Annotated in this window: 13 protein-coding genes and 1 pseudogene; 4 read left to right on the forward strand and 10 right to left on the reverse strand. The window is 62.8% G+C overall.

Annotated elements, in window-relative coordinates; translation table 11 throughout:
* The first annotated feature begins 130 nt into the window (after positions 1 to 130).
* The gene (locus K288_RS0105870; RefSeq protein ID WP_027578688.1) at positions 131 to 622 is read left to right on the forward strand and encodes an A24 family peptidase; all 492 of its coding nucleotides are present in this window, start codon (positions 131 to 133) and stop codon (positions 620 to 622) included.
* A gap of 62 nt (positions 623 to 684) precedes the next feature.
* Here K288_RS0105870 and K288_RS0105875 read toward each other — a convergent pair whose 3' ends face one another.
* From K288_RS0105875 to K288_RS0105920, 10 genes are read right to left on the reverse strand one after another with little or no spacing between them, the layout of a single operon-like run.
* On the reverse strand, positions 685 to 1,344 hold the full coding sequence (locus tag K288_RS0105875; protein WP_043159380.1) for a hypothetical protein: 660 nt from the start codon (positions 1,342 to 1,344) through the stop codon (positions 685 to 687).
* Complete coding sequence (gene gspM, locus K288_RS0105880) at positions 1,344 to 1,907, reverse strand: type II secretion system protein GspM (protein ID WP_027578690.1); 564 nt, start codon at positions 1,905 to 1,907, stop codon at positions 1,344 to 1,346. Before gspM ends, K288_RS0105875 begins: the two co-directional genes overlap by 1 nt.
* Positions 1,904 to 2,977 (reverse strand): PilN domain-containing protein, encoded by a 1,074-nt coding sequence (locus tag K288_RS0105885; RefSeq protein WP_027578691.1) that lies wholly within the window; start codon positions 2,975 to 2,977, stop codon positions 1,904 to 1,906. Before K288_RS0105885 ends, gspM begins: the two co-directional genes overlap by 4 nt.
* Positions 2,977 to 3,891 carry a type II secretion system protein GspK gene (locus tag K288_RS0105890; protein ID WP_027578692.1) on the reverse strand — a complete coding sequence of 305 codons (915 nt, stop codon included), beginning with the start codon at positions 3,889 to 3,891 and terminating at the stop codon, positions 2,977 to 2,979. The genes K288_RS0105885 and K288_RS0105890 overlap by 1 nt, the downstream gene beginning before the upstream one ends.
* Positions 3,891 to 4,601, reverse strand: coding sequence for a prepilin-type N-terminal cleavage/methylation domain-containing protein (locus K288_RS0105895; protein ID WP_027578693.1), 711 nt, complete (start codon positions 4,599 to 4,601; stop codon positions 3,891 to 3,893). The genes K288_RS0105890 and K288_RS0105895 overlap by 1 nt, the downstream gene beginning before the upstream one ends.
* Positions 4,598 to 5,002 (reverse strand): prepilin-type N-terminal cleavage/methylation domain-containing protein, encoded by a 405-nt coding sequence (locus tag K288_RS0105900; protein WP_244443067.1) that lies wholly within the window; start codon positions 5,000 to 5,002, stop codon positions 4,598 to 4,600. Before K288_RS0105900 ends, K288_RS0105895 begins: the two co-directional genes overlap by 4 nt.
* Entirely contained in the window at positions 4,983 to 5,447 is a 465-nt protein-coding gene (locus tag K288_RS0105905) for a prepilin-type N-terminal cleavage/methylation domain-containing protein (protein WP_027578695.1), read from the reverse strand. Before K288_RS0105905 ends, K288_RS0105900 begins: the two co-directional genes overlap by 20 nt.
* Positions 5,440 to 5,955, reverse strand: coding sequence for a type II secretion system major pseudopilin GspG (gene gspG / locus K288_RS0105910; RefSeq protein ID WP_027578696.1), 516 nt, complete (start codon positions 5,953 to 5,955; stop codon positions 5,440 to 5,442). The genes K288_RS0105905 and gspG overlap by 8 nt, the downstream gene beginning before the upstream one ends.
* A 16-nt stretch (positions 5,956 to 5,971) precedes the next feature.
* Positions 5,972 to 7,183, reverse strand: coding sequence for a type II secretion system F family protein (locus K288_RS0105915; protein WP_027578697.1), 1,212 nt, complete (start codon positions 7,181 to 7,183; stop codon positions 5,972 to 5,974).
* A 4-nt stretch (positions 7,184 to 7,187) separates the two neighbouring features.
* Positions 7,188 to 8,867, reverse strand: coding sequence for a GspE/PulE family protein (locus tag K288_RS0105920; RefSeq protein WP_027578698.1), 1,680 nt, complete (start codon positions 8,865 to 8,867; stop codon positions 7,188 to 7,190).
* A 210-nt stretch (positions 8,868 to 9,077) separates the two neighbouring features.
* Here K288_RS0105920 and K288_RS44800 point away from each other — a divergent pair.
* From K288_RS44800 to K288_RS44805, 3 genes and pseudogenes are all read left to right on the forward strand, one after another.
* Positions 9,078 to 11,086 (forward strand): annotated as a pseudogene (locus tag K288_RS44800) (secretin N-terminal domain-containing protein).
* 13 nt (positions 11,087 to 11,099) lie between these two features.
* Complete coding sequence (locus K288_RS0105930) at positions 11,100 to 11,633, forward strand: tetratricopeptide repeat protein (RefSeq protein ID WP_084799484.1); 534 nt, start codon at positions 11,100 to 11,102, stop codon at positions 11,631 to 11,633.
* Positions 11,634 to 11,779: 146 nt separating this feature from the next.
* On the forward strand, positions 11,780 to 12,718 hold the full coding sequence (locus tag K288_RS44805) for a hypothetical protein (RefSeq protein ID WP_244443068.1): 939 nt from the start codon (positions 11,780 to 11,782) through the stop codon (positions 12,716 to 12,718).
* Positions 12,719 to 13,486 lie beyond the last annotated feature (768 nt).

The following is a 13,486-nucleotide window of genomic DNA, read 5'->3' on the forward strand; positions in this document are numbered from 1 at the left end:
AAGAGTTTTTTCGACGATCACATTCCCGAAAGGTCGCTTCGTGTTCTGCCGGCTGCTTGAAAATTGAGCTGCTGAGCGCGAAGAAAATTCTGGTAAGCACTCACACACTTCGTCATTCATCGTAGCTCTCATGCCAGTCGACAGTGAAGTAGTGCAGTTCCTCGGATTCTACGCCGCCCTTGGCATGGCGTGCTGCGCGCTGGCACTGATCGACCTTCGTCACGGCATCATTCCGGACGGGTTGAATCTTGCGATTGCCATCCTTGGCGTTGTCCAAGCCATCGTCTTCGGGAACCTGACAGATGGCTTCGAGGCACTCGATGAAGCTGCGGCGGTTGCTGTGATTTTCCTGTTGTTGCGGCGCCTCTATTATTTGCTACGACAAATCGAGGGGCTCGGGCTTGGCGATGTCAAATTTCTTGCGGCCGCTACGACCTGGGTCGGCGTAACAGGCATCCCAACGTTGCTGTCGATCGCTGCCTTGAGCGCGCTTGCCGCGGCCGGCGGTCTGCAACTCGCCGGACGCCAAGTGAAGCGTCAGACATCGATGCCATTCGGCCCGTTCCTGGCGCTCGGCCTGCTGCTGACGCCGGCTTTCCAGCGATGGCTCGGACTCAACTAACTAGAAGTGCTTTCGCGCGAAGAAAACGCATCAATACGAGACTCTAGAGCATCGGTTCTGATTCAATCGGAGCTGACGCTCTGGCGTCGCGTCACCAATGGCGTCCTGATCGTGCTCACCGGGACGAGATGGACCTCGCCACCACCTTCGCCGCCTGGTGGCGGCAGTGTGAGCACGGCGCCCTGTTCATTCTTTTCCATGGTGACTTCCCGCCCGCGAATCGCACTCAGCCTCCAGCCTTGAAAATCTTCGCCCACCTTTAGCCGCAGCGCAGCATTGGTCGACTGATCCAGGAATATGCCGAAGCCTTCGTCGTCGCTGGCAATGGTGCCAACGAGCGACAATTGCGGAGGCTCGATTTCTTTCTTCCGCGGTGGCGGAGGCGGCCTGGTGACGACAGGTTCGGCGACGGCCACGGCCGGCGGCCGCCGTGAGGGTGAGAACACCGGACGCTCGCGTGTGTTGGATAGCTGCGTCAGCGGAATGCCCCACAACGGATTGGCACTGAGTGGCCGAATCGGTGCCGGCTGTGGCGGAACCGCGCGCACTGTCGTGACCGGTTCGGAAGGTGGCGGCGATGTCAGAACGGGCCCGCCCAGCCGCGTGTCATCCAACAGCCCGGCATCCAGCGCATCGCCGGCAGCATCAGGCGCCGCGGATGCGACGGGCTGGACTGACAACGCCAAGCCCAGGAAGCTCAAGGCGACGACTGCCGAACGCATTACTTGGCCCCCCGCCACTGGCCGGAAACACCGAGCAGCACGCGCAGCTTGCCCGGGCCTTCGCCGGAGTTCGCGCCATCGAGGATGGTCTGCACGACGAGCTGGTCGATGAACAAGAACGGCATGCCGGCCTCAAGATCGTAAAGCACCTGTTGCAACTGCTGTTGCTCGATTTCGAAACTCGCGACCATGCTGATGAAGCCGGCCTTCGCTGGTGTATTGGGAACATCGAGCTGAGTCGATAACACATTGCCACTGAATTTCGTCACCGAACCCGCCACGCGCTGCAACAATGTCGCCCCGGCAACCGTGACCGTGGCGCCTTCGAGATAGGCGGAGCCCGCCGGCATCGCCTCCCCGGGCGCCCCTCCCGCTCTGGGCGTGCGGCCCTCCAACTGCGCCAGCATCGCCGACGATGAGGCCAGTTCGTTGCGCTGATCGATCAGATCAGATACCGACGATACGGCGACGAACAGCAACAGGATCAGCAGCCCGACATAGGTTGCAGCTGCCACGAAAGGCGAGGTGCTGATTGCCTTCAGTGACCGGGCGGATGCGTTCATGAGCCGGATCCAAAATACGCAGTGATATTGGCTTCGACGTGAAAGCGCTCGCCCGACTCGTTCGCCGCACGGGTGGTGGGGGCGAAAAATGTGGCGCGGGTGAACTGCGGCGACTGTTCCATCAGTCGGATGAGCGCTGGAGCGTCCTGGGTCATGCCGACAACTTGCACCTTGTTGCCTTCGATGCGCAGCTCGGTCACATAGGTCGTGTCAGGCAGCACGCGCGAGAGCGCTTCCAGCACCATCACGCTCGACGGCGTGGTCTGCTTGCGCTTTGCCAATAGCCCGATCCCGGTTGCCATGCCATTGGCGTCAACCCGCAACGCCGCGCGGCGCTGCGAAATCTGCCGCTGAATATCCTCCTGTTCAGATTGCAGCGATCCGCCCAGATAAATGCTCAGGAACAACGACGCAGCGGCGGCAACGCCCGTTGAGACCAGGACGACGCGCAACAGGCGCGGGACATCCGGCCCCACCACACTGTGAAGCCGCTTGTCGAGCAGCGTCACCCGAACCGGCGCTTCGCCGCTGCCGACGGCCGGCGCATGGATGGCAACGGATGCGGCGCCCAGCCTCTCGGCCAGCTGCACCAATGGGTCGACCTTCGACGCCGAGGTCGCGCTGAAGGCAACTTCGATCCGATCGTCAGCGACTGGAACCGGCGAGCTCCAGCCGAAGACAGCCTCGCTCGCGGACCATGGCGTCAGACGGTCGACCTGGGAGCGAATCATGCCATCGAGAAAATCGGCTGCCCGCATCGGGAAGTCGAGCGGACGAGTCATGACATGGTCGGGCGGCAATTGCACCTCGACACGGCTGCCCTTGAAGGCTGCACTCCACTGCGCCGGCAACGGCGGCTCCGGCGTGCCGTGTTGCATCCGGAAGGAGAGAGTTGTCGGAGCATGATTGTCTTTCGATGCAGCCATGCGCGCGGTGAATGTGCCATCTGCATTCTCGTCAAGCTGGATACGCCGCTGACGCACCAGCCTGTCGGCGATGCTGTCGATCGCGCCGGCAATCGCCGCAATCCATTGTCCGAAAAATTCTCTGCTCTGCGCGATCATCGCCATCACGTGCTCCCGCGGCGGGAAACGACGTTTCGCGGTGCTATGTCATCCTGCCATGACAGCACCCGATAGGGCTCGACCTTGTCGCCCATGGCGATCACGACCTCCGAGGCGGTATGGCGACCATTGCGAAAACGGATCGTGGTCTCAACGCGATAACAAGGACTCGTCGTGGTCGAAGCATCTTTCTTCGCCGAATCGGACGGCTGCGACGCCGGTCGGGCGGCGTTCAGCGAGGCTAAGTTCCCCCCGAACGGATCTTGCTTGTTCGCAGGTTTATCGGGCATGGCCTCGATGACCTCCGGCGCCGCGATCTCCGGATCGACATCGGGAGATCCGTTGAACACCGTAACGAAAGGCAGTGCACGCTCCACCAGCGCAGCCGGGAGGCCTACGACCAAGGACAATTCATTGACATGGACAAACGGGGCCTGCCGCGGCGAGTAGCCGGCCGAATTGTAACGCGCCTCCTCCTCGTTCGCGCTGCCGGGAACGGGCCGGGTTCGCCAGCCGACGACTCGATCCGCATATTCGATGGCCGCATCCTTGCCGGCGCCCAGTGTGGTAAACAGGCCGGCCAACATTTCCTTGGAAGCGAAATTCAGATCGATGCGGGCAGCCTCGGACGTGAAGGCGACCTGGACGCTCGCATCATCCATGCGGAAGTGAAAGCCGCCGCGCGGAGGCTTGGCACGTTCGTCCGCCAGCGCCAGTTGGTAGGAGGTCAACTCGAGACTCGCTGATACCAGCGCTTCGGTCTGCAGCGCCGTCTCGTTGACCGCGATCGCACGCGTGGACGCCGATAGATAGGCGGCAAAGACTATCGCGAGCGATGACAGCGCCGCGAGGATCCACAGCACGGCGACGATGACGAAGCCGCGCTGGCCGGAGGATTTGCGTGCGTCGATCACTGTCATCACGTCTTCCCCGGCTCGGCGGAGCCTTGCGCGCCGTCCTTGTTGTCGTCGCATTTTCCGTCCGGTTTCATGCAATCGCTCGGCAATTGGACATGAACCGGCGCGATCGTCGAGACCGACAGCACGCGTTGGCTCGCGGCATCGCGCATCGTCAGCTTGATCATTGCCGGCAGCCGGTCGACGTTTCGCCACGTGCCTTTCCAGACATGATCGGGGCCGGCATAGGCGAATGACAGTCGAAAGGGCGCGCGAAGCAGCACCACCGGATCGCCGAGATGCGTTTGTTCCGATAGCGACACTCCAACCGGCAGCGGTGTGAAGCGCGTTCGCGAGCGGACCGTGACGAACTCGCCGCGCTCCCTGGTTTCACCGAGACGTACCACGTCCAGCCCCGTCCCGGCGTTCGGCCCCACCGCCGTCCGCACGAACGTGACAGACAATTCCGATCCGTCGAACAGCGGACGGCGCGAATCGCGGTTGGCAGGAACGAATTCGGCTGCGGCCAGGTCCGCGGCAATCCGCTCGAGCGCTATGCCGGTCAGTTCACTGCGCTGGATCCGGCCAAATCCCGTGTTCCAGTTCGACAGCCACTGCGCGGTGATGGTCGCGAGCGCCGACAGCAGCAGCCCCATCAGCGCCAGCGCGATGATGGTTTCGATCAGCGTAAATCCGCGCTCATGCGCGCGCTGCGTTACCGATGCCGGGCTCATTCTGATAGCCTCGGCATCAAGCGCACGGTCCGAACATCGGATAGTGCACCGGTGGGCGACCTGACGCGAATCCTCACCAGTTCAGGCGTCCATGGCACATTGGCGCCAGGAACATTCCAATCGTCGCCAAGCGGACTGACGTCGATCGTCCAGCGATAACCCTCGGCTTGGCCCGTCGAGGTGCCCTGCTGCAATTCCGCGCGCGGCGGAACGCCCACCGTCATCAAGGTGCGCGCCGACTGCATCAGCGCCACATGCTGTTCCAATGCGCGCACGCCGCGCATGTTGCCGGCCATGACGGCACCGATCGCGATAATGGAAACGGCTACCACCGCCAGCGCCACCAGCACTTCGATGATCGTGAAACCCGCGTCGGGGCGATTAGTTGGTGGCGGTGGCACGGGAAACAACCTCGACCCTTCCGGTGAGCCAGTTGACGCGGATTTCATAGCCGGCGTCGAACCGCGTCAGCGCGATGGATCCGCCGCACGAACTGCCGTTGGCGAAGAAGCGAATGGTCGACAGCGCCGCCTGCCGCTGGCAGGTCTGCGGCAACAGCGCATCGAAGCGCACGTCGTCGGGAACACGGACGGTCGACCGCGACGAACCGGAATGGATCACGCGGCTGGTCGCGTCGACCAGCGTCGCGATGCTGGTATTGCGGTTGATGGCGGCGTTGCGGTCCGCTTTGAGGAGCGTCGCGGTCTGCAGCGCATAGGCTTGCAGCCGCGACCGCGACGTCTGGCGTGGAATGAACGGCAGCAGCACGGCAGCCAGCAATGCGATGATGGCGAGCACACACACCATCTCCAGCAGGGTGAACCCGCGTTGCGTGACGTCATTCATCTCGGGAGGCAGTCGTCTTTTCGAGAGAAATGTCGGCGGAATTGCCACTGCCACCCTCCTGGCCATCCGCTCCAAAGGAGACGATGTCATAGGGCCCATGCTCGCCGGGCGACCGATAGATGTAAGCGTGATTCCAGGGATCCTTCGGGACATTGCCGCCCTTCAGATACGGGCCATTCCACGCGGCAAGCCCCGGCGTCCGCTGCACCAGCGCGGCAAGACCTTCAGCAGACGAAGGAAACCGGCCGGCATCGAGATAGAACAGGTCGAGTGCGCTCGAGAAGCTCTGCAGCTGGATGCGCGCGGCCTTGACCTTGGACTCGCTGAGATAATTGAGCACACGCGGGCCAATCAAGCCCATGATAAGGCCGATGATGGCGATCACGACCAACATTTCGACCAGCGTGAAGCCCTCCTGGCCGCGATAGGCGCCCTCTTTTCTCTCGCGGGCACCCACATGCCCGAAACGGGTGGCAAGCGATCCAGCGATACTCTTGAGCGAAATCATGATGTAACCCTTGCTCTTAACCGACAAGTTGCGTGACGGACAGCAGCGCGGTCATGACCGATACGATCAATCCGCCGACGACCGTGCTGATCGTGATGATTGCGAGCGGTCCGACGATGCCGACGATACGGTCAAGGCTGCGCTGCAATTTCGCTTCGTAGAATTCGGCGACCCGTCCCGACAGGATCGGCAACTGCCCCGTTTCTTCACCGAGCCGAAGCATGCGGACCGCCATCGGCGGCAGGCTGTTGGCAACAGCGAGCGCTTCCGACAATTTCCCGCCATGCCGGACGCGATCGGAAGCGGCCGTCCAGCTTGCTTCGCTTCCTGTCACCGCCATGATGTCGACCAGGATACGCAAGGTGGCCGTGAGATTGACACCGCTGCCGAGCAGGACACCAAGATTGCGGCAGAACAGGCTGGCGCGGTAGAACTGAAAGATGTTGCCGATAAGCGGCAGCTGCGACAACCCGTTCACCATTGCCGCGCGCACGCCAGCCTGGCGAAACAGCCACCAGACCATCGCAATGACCGCAGCCGCGATCAACATGGCTGCCGTCGCATTGGCGCGCAGGAAATCCGACAACTTGATGAAGCTGGCGAGCGCTGTATCGGACTTCGCGCCGAAATCCCCGAGCACGGTCGAGAACTGCGGCAGTACGAACAGAAGAAAGAACAGCATCACGCCGGAAGCTGCGACCAGAACGAAAGCGGGATACTGCATGGCGTCGGTGAGTTTCCGCCGCATCTGTTCGGAACGCGCGCGCTCCGCGCCGAGCATTTCGAGCACGGAATCGAGCGTGCCGGAGACTTCGCCGACGCGCACCAAGGCACCATACATCGGCGGAAACAGGTTCGGATGATCCGCCACCGCATCGGCGAAACTCTCGCTGGCAAGCAGGGCCGCCCGGATCTTCGCCACGATGGGACGCATCCGCCCGACATCGGCATCGCCCGACAGCAGTTCGAGGGCATCGTCGAGGCGCGCGCCGGCCTTGAGCAGCAGCGCGAGGTCGCGCGTGAAAGTGGTGATCTCGGCGGCGCTCGGCCGGCCGAACAGGCCGTGACCTCCGGAACTGTGGGAAGCTCGCTTGTCTTCGATGGTTTCGATCGGCAGGAGCCGCAGATATTCGATCCGGCGCGCGACCTCGGCGGCCGTCGGTGCGCTGATCGTGCCGTTCACGATCTCGCCGTTCTGGGTCAGAGCGCGGTAGCGGAAATTCGGCACGTGGTCACCGCATGGTCGTGACGCGGAGAATTTCGGCAGGCGATGTCAGCCCGGCGCGGCATTTGGCGATGCCGTCGTCAAGCATTGTCGTCATCCCCGCATGGATCACCATGGTATCGATCTTCAGCCCGTCGGTTTTCTCCCCGATCAGTTCACGCAGCTCGTTGGAAATTTCGAGCAGCTCGAAAACGCCGAGCCGGCCGCGATAGCCGGTGCCGCTGCAGCGTTCACACCCGCACGGTTCCTGGATCGTTTCGCCGGCTCGGAACCCGAATGCGACAAGCCGCGGATCCTCGGCGAAATCGGCGGGTCCGAGCGTCCGTCCTGATTTGCAGCGTTCACACAGCTGCCGGACAAGACGCTGCGCGATCACGCCGCGCAGGACCGAGCGCAAGAGATAACCTTCGACCCCGAGGTCGAGCAGGCGCGGCACCGCCGCAGCTGCGGTCTCGGTATGCAACGTCGTCAGCACCAGATGGCCGGTGAGAGCCGCATGGATCGCGACATGCGCGGTCTCGGAATCTCTGATTTCGCCGACCATGATCACGTCCGGGTCCTGGCGCACGAACGAGCGCAACGCGGTGGCAAAGGTCAGGCCGATCGCGGGCTTGATCTGGGATTGATTGACGCCGGGGATTTCGTACTCGACCGGATCTTCGATGGTCAGGATCTTGCGTGTCGGCTCGTTGAGGATTGAGAGGATCGTCGCAAGTGTCGTCGTCTTGCCGCTGCCGGTCGGACCGGTGATGACGATCATGCCGTGCGGCAGTGCGAGCAGCCGCCGCAGCTTGCTTTCGTCCGGAGCGGAAAATCCCAGTTTTTCCACGACCAGCAGCCCGCGATCCTTCGGCAGGATGCGAATGACGGCCGATTCGCCGTGCTGCGTTGGCATGATCGCGACGCGGATATCGATGTCGGAACGCCCTGCCCGCAACCGCGCCGCACCATCCTGCGGCAGCCGGCGCTCGGCGATGTTGAGATTGGCGATGATCTTGATGCGGGAAATGACGGCTTGCGGCAGCACACCGGACAGCGCCGCCACCGGCCGGAGCAGGCCGTCGATGCGCAGACGCACCACGAGGCCGGAAAGGAACGGCTCGATGTGGATATCACTGGCGCGAAGTTCGACAGCTTTTTCAACCAGATCATTGACCGCGCGGACCACCGGCGCGCCGCTCGCAAGATCGCGCAGGCTCTCGATGTCGTCCTCGCGTGGCAGTGCCGCCGCCGGTCCGGCTGCATCCGTGTCGTCGACATTCAGCCGTTGATCGAGGACGACGGCAACGTCCTCGGATGTTGCGATCTTGATCGTGACGGCGGTTCCGAGCACGATCTGCGCCGCGCGTTGCGTCGCCTGATCGGTCGGATCGACGACCGCGAGCGTCATCGCGCCATCGGATGTGGTGCACGGATAGACCATGGTCTCGCGCAGGAAGCGCTGCGAGAACGACGCCGCGAGCGGCGCGGCCGACATCATCTCCTGCAGGGTCACACGGCCGAGCCCGAAAAAACGGGCGGCCTCGTCGGCAAATTCTGCGGGCGAGAGATCAGTGATTTCCCAAAGCTTGTGGTGACGACGATCGGGGCCGCTCTGTCCGGCCGGGTCCGCCTCCCCATCGACCGGCGTCAAATGCCTGTTCTGACGGAGGTAGTCGACGAACTGCGAGGACCGATCGCTGGCCATTTCGTCTTTTTCCGTCACATTGGTTTCGAGTAGCGCAGACATCAGCCGCATTATCGGCCCGAAGTATGACAGGCATACGCTTCGGCTTCCATCGCAGAATGGCAGTCATCGTAACAGTCACGTAACCAGTTTGTCATGTTCGCTCGCTAACAGTTCGAAGGGACAGGGGCGGATTGTCGAACATCCTCCAGTCGGACACGGCAAGGACTAATGGTGCGCGTAGGCAAGCTGGGCCGCTACCAACGGATTCGTGGCGGCATTGGCGCCGCGTTTGTTTTGTTGTCGCTGGGGCTATTGGCGTCCTGCAATTCCGCAACGGTTGGAGGCGTGGACAACGCGCAGCTCGACATCTCCGACAAGGTACGCTCGCTTGATCTGTTGCCGAAGCAATCGCAACCGGTGAACGCGTCGGGCGCTGGTGGCGGTCAAGGCGGCAGCGTTCGTGCGGCCATGTATGAGGGATCCGAAGTCACGGCCGTGTCGGACGACCGGCCGCAGCCGGTAGCGAGCGGCAACGGCTTCGATCTGAACTTTGAGAACACGCCAGTCGGCACGGTCGCCAAGGTCGTGCTCGGCGACATATTGCATGTGGGCTACACCATCGATCCGCGGGTACAGGGCACGGTGAGCCTGGTGTCGGTCCGTCCGGTGCCGAAGTCGGACATCGTGTTCGTGCTGGAAAATGCCTTGAGATTGAGCGGCGTCGTGCTGCTTCGCGATACGACCGGCTACCGGCTCACGCCGCTCGGCGACGCGGTCGGCGGCGGCCGGGTCGATACGGCGAGCGGCAATCCCGAGCCCGGGTTTGGCGTCTCGGTCGTGCCCTTACAAAGCGGCTTGATCGAAACGATACCGCCAGAACCACCGTCCACGTCTATCGCGTCAAGTTCGGCGATGCCCGCCAGATATCGCGGGTGCTGACCGACATGTTCCTCGGCGGCGGCTCGTCGTCTAGCCTGACCGACAGTGCCGACAGCCAGATCGCGCCGGGATCCGGGCTGGCGTCGAGCTCGAGTGCTGCCGACCGGCTCTCGCTCAACGGCAATATGGGATCCAACGGTGGTGGTGGCGGCGGCTTTGCCTCCCGCGGCAATCTAGGCACGAACGGCACGCCCGGTCTCGGTGGAGCTGGTGGGCTTGGCGCGCAACCCGCCGGTGCCAACCCGAACGGCGGCGGCGCTCCGCTCGACAGCGGCGGCCGCAGCTCCGGAAACGGCCAGCCGATGATGCAGGACGTGCGGATCACGCCCGACACCGTCAACAACACGCTGCTGATCTACGCTGACCAGGCCAACTACCGGATCATCGAATCCACGCTGGTGCAGATCGACCAGCCGCAGCTGCAGGTCGCGATCGATGCGACGATTGCCGAAGTCACGCTGAACAACACGTTATCCTATGGCGTGCAGGCCTACCTGACGAGCCGGAATGTCGGGTTGAAGCCGAACACCGGCTCCATCCTCAACACCCAGGCCCTCACGGCGCCCGCGACGGTTACCGACCCGACGACAGGCGCCGCCACCGTCGCCGGGTCGGTCACCAACGCCTTCATCAATCGGGCCTTCCCCGGCTTCAATTTCCTGATCGGCTCTGAAACCCAGCCCAGCCTGATCCTGGATGCGCTGCATGCGGTCACCAGCGTCAAGGTGCTCTCCAACCCGTCGCTAGTGGTGATCAACAACCAGGTGGCGACGCTGCAGGTTGGCGACGTTGTGCCGGTGTCGACCGGGAGTGCGACGGTGCTGACGACGAACAACACCGTCGTCAACACGATCGACTATCGCAACACCGGCATCATCCTGCGGGTTTCGCCGCGCATCAGCGTCAATGGCAATGTGCGGCTGGACGTCGAGCAGGAGATCAGCAACGTGCCCGCGGCCAGTGCGAACAGCCTGACGCCGACGGTGTCGGAGCGGCGGGTCAAGAGCCAGATCTCGGTGGCAAACGGTCAGACCGTGCTGCTGGCCGGCCTGATCAGCGAACAGCAGAACGGCACCCGCAGTGCCCTCCCGGTGTTCGACCAGATTCCGGGCCTCGGCGATGCGTTCGGACACCAGAGCAACAGCACCCAGCGCACCGAGCTGATCATCTTCATCCGCCCGCAGATCATTCGCGACGGCTCCGACGCTCACGTCGTGGCCGAAGAACTGCGATCGAAATTGCGCGGCAGCATTGCCACGACCCCGACCAACGCCCCGATCACGACCAGCTTCCATTGAGCAGGACAACAGAATGCTGAGCGTCCGTGCCGCGCGTCGATTTCTCCTCGCGCTGCTGGCCGTTGCTCTTGCGGCCGCCGCTACGCCGGTTGCGGCCAGCAGCCTGTCGCGCGGGTCCGCTGCATTCCATCGCGGTGACTACATTCGCGCGTTCCAGGAGCTTTCACCGCTGGCCGCACGCGAGAATGCGACCGCGCTCGGCCTGCTCGGGTTCATGTATGAGCATGGCTTCGGCGTGCCGCAAGCCTATGATGCCGCCGCCGATCTCTATTGCCGCGCGGCCATCCAGGGCAATCCATTCGCGCAGGCCATGCTCGGCCTGTTGTACGACAAGGGCCACGGCGTCCCGCAGGATTTCGTCCTCGCCTACAAGTGGCTCAATCTCGCGGCGGCCCGGACCAGCGGGCGCGAGCGGGACACCTATGCAAGGTTCCGCAACGCCGTCGCTTCAAAAATGTCGACCGATGAGATCGTGGTCGGCCAGCGGCTGGCGTTGAACTGGTCGCCAGCCTTTCCCGTGCCCGGCGTGCAACTGCTGGGCAGGTAGCATCCCCGTCACATTACGGTTGGCTGAACCCGCCCGCCGGCGTCACAGAAGCGTCAATCCTCCGTCCGGCCCATCGCAATCAGTTGCGATTTGTGACGGAATTGCTACCGTCGAATGTCAGTTCGACTACGCGGGAGCAGGGCCCCATGAGTATGGAGTGGCGGGCACGGCCAAATCCAGTGGTTCGTTGGTGGGGTCTGTTGGCCCTGATCAGTGGCGCCAACATCGCGCTGTGGTTCTTGCTGTACGGCGAGTTCCACAAACTTCCCTCGGGCAGCTTGAGCGACGGCGCGAGCACCCAGTCGATGTTCCTGCTTTCCGCGGCCTATGTCTTTGGCTGCGCATTCAGGTCGCTCCTTCCGCGCGCGGATGTTCAGCGGATCTGCCTGGTCGATACTTGGCTATCGAGCGTCTTCGTTGGCCGGTCCGTGGCAACGGTGGCCGAGATCTGCTTTGCGGTGCAATGGGCGATCCTCCTGGACCAGCTCGGCGGGATGACTGGAGCGGACACGACGTTGAACGCCGCGCGGTTGATCGTGCCCTTGATCCTGATTGCCGAGTGCTTTTCCTGGTACGCGGTGGTGTCCACCAACTATCTGGGCAACGCCATCGAGAACTCGATATGGGCCATCGCCTTCTTCGTGGTCGGCGTTGGCCTTTGCAGGCTCCTGCCTGAATTCAACGGTCCGGTTCGCCTCGCCCTCATCGTCGCGATCGTCGGAATTGCGGGCTATCTGGCTTTTCTCATTACGATCGATGTCCCGATGTATTTGAGCCGGTGGCGGGTGGGTCTTGCCGATGGCAGCAAGCTCCTGGGCCTTCTCGAGGGACTCCATGACGTGAGCACGCGCTGGGTCGTGACGCACGACTTTGAGCACTGGAAGGACGAGATTGCCTGGATGTCGCTCTATTTCAGCGCGGCCGTCTGGGCAAGCCTCGCGCTTTGCGTGGTCTATTCGCTCGACGGTCACCTGCCGCAATATCGCACCGAGGCGGCCGCCGCGAATTGCTCTGCAGCGGTTTGCGGCCTGCCGCAAGGTGCCCGCGATGACGGATATTTTCGCATGGCCTACGCGCCAAGGTGAGGCCGGCAACGCAGGAGCTCCCGTAGGATGGGTAGAGCGCAGCGAAACCCATCGCGATTGAGCAAGCCGAGACAATGATGGGTTTCGCTACGCTCTACCCATCCTACGATTTCGGATTTAACTATCAAACAGCGTGAGGATGTGAGTTCGCGTTCTCGCGACGCGATGCGTCCGAGGTTTGCGTACCTTTCCGCCCTCTTCGATAGCAGAGGGCGCAGGGAAAGCCGGGTGCTGGTTGCACCCGTGGGTCCCGTGCAACAAAAAGCACGGGGGTAGGACCACAGGTTCAACCGAAGCATTCCGGCTTTCCCTGCGCGATGGTGTTACGGCTTACTTCGTGCTCTCCCCGGTGACCGGGCTCTTTTGCCACCGTCACCCGCGGCAGCTCTTGCTGCTCGCGAGCTTAGCGCCAGCGTCGGGGCGCCAGGACCACACGACTTCGCCGTCCGTGAGCGCCACGCTCGTCAGTCGTGACACTCACGTCCACCGCATCTCACCGCAACGTTCGTGACGATCGCGATCCGCCCCTCATTCGGGTGAGACGCGCGGAGTTAAATCACTGATTTGCCCGACGACGGAAGCGGAATGTTTTTTCGGCGAGGGGTGGACAGACTTTTGGTGATTTGCCCGACGGGTTGTTATGTCGCACCTAAAGCAGCCACATCGTCATTGCGAGCGGAGCGAAGCAATCCATAGCGCCCACACGCGGAGACATGGATTGCTTCGCTGCGCTCGCAATGACGGCGGTCGTTGCTGCGAGAAAACACG

Source organism: Bradyrhizobium sp. Ai1a-2, assembly GCF_000426245.1.
GTDB lineage: Bacteria > Pseudomonadota > Alphaproteobacteria > Rhizobiales > Xanthobacteraceae > Bradyrhizobium.

Coding starts and splice junctions, on each gene's coding strand:
- K288_RS0105895 (WP_027578693.1), bottom strand. CDS start 4,601: ATGAGCCCGGCATCGGTAACGCAGCGCGCGCATGAGCGCGGATTTACG.
- K288_RS0105870 (WP_027578688.1), top strand. CDS start 131: ATGCCAGTCGACAGTGAAGTAGTGCAGTTCCTCGGATTCTACGCCGCC.
- K288_RS0105885 (WP_027578691.1), bottom strand. CDS start 2,977: ATGGCGATGATCGCGCAGAGCAGAGAATTTTTCGGACAATGGATTGCG.
- K288_RS0105905 (WP_027578695.1), bottom strand. CDS start 5,447: ATGAATGACGTCACGCAACGCGGGTTCACCCTGCTGGAGATGGTGTGT.
- K288_RS0105875 (WP_043159380.1), bottom strand. CDS start 1,344: ATGCGTTCGGCAGTCGTCGCCTTGAGCTTCCTGGGCTTGGCGTTGTCA.
- K288_RS44805 (WP_244443068.1), top strand. CDS start 11,780: ATGAGTATGGAGTGGCGGGCACGGCCAAATCCAGTGGTTCGTTGGTGG.
- K288_RS0105930 (WP_084799484.1), top strand. CDS start 11,100: ATGCTGAGCGTCCGTGCCGCGCGTCGATTTCTCCTCGCGCTGCTGGCC.
- gspM (WP_027578690.1), bottom strand. CDS start 1,907: ATGAACGCATCCGCCCGGTCACTGAAGGCAATCAGCACCTCGCCTTTC.
- K288_RS0105920 (WP_027578698.1), bottom strand. CDS start 8,867: ATGGCCAGCGATCGGTCCTCGCAGTTCGTCGACTACCTCCGTCAGAAC.
- gspG (WP_027578696.1), bottom strand. CDS start 5,955: ATGATTTCGCTCAAGAGTATCGCTGGATCGCTTGCCACCCGTTTCGGG.
- K288_RS0105890 (WP_027578692.1), bottom strand. CDS start 3,891: ATGACAGTGATCGACGCACGCAAATCCTCCGGCCAGCGCGGCTTCGTC.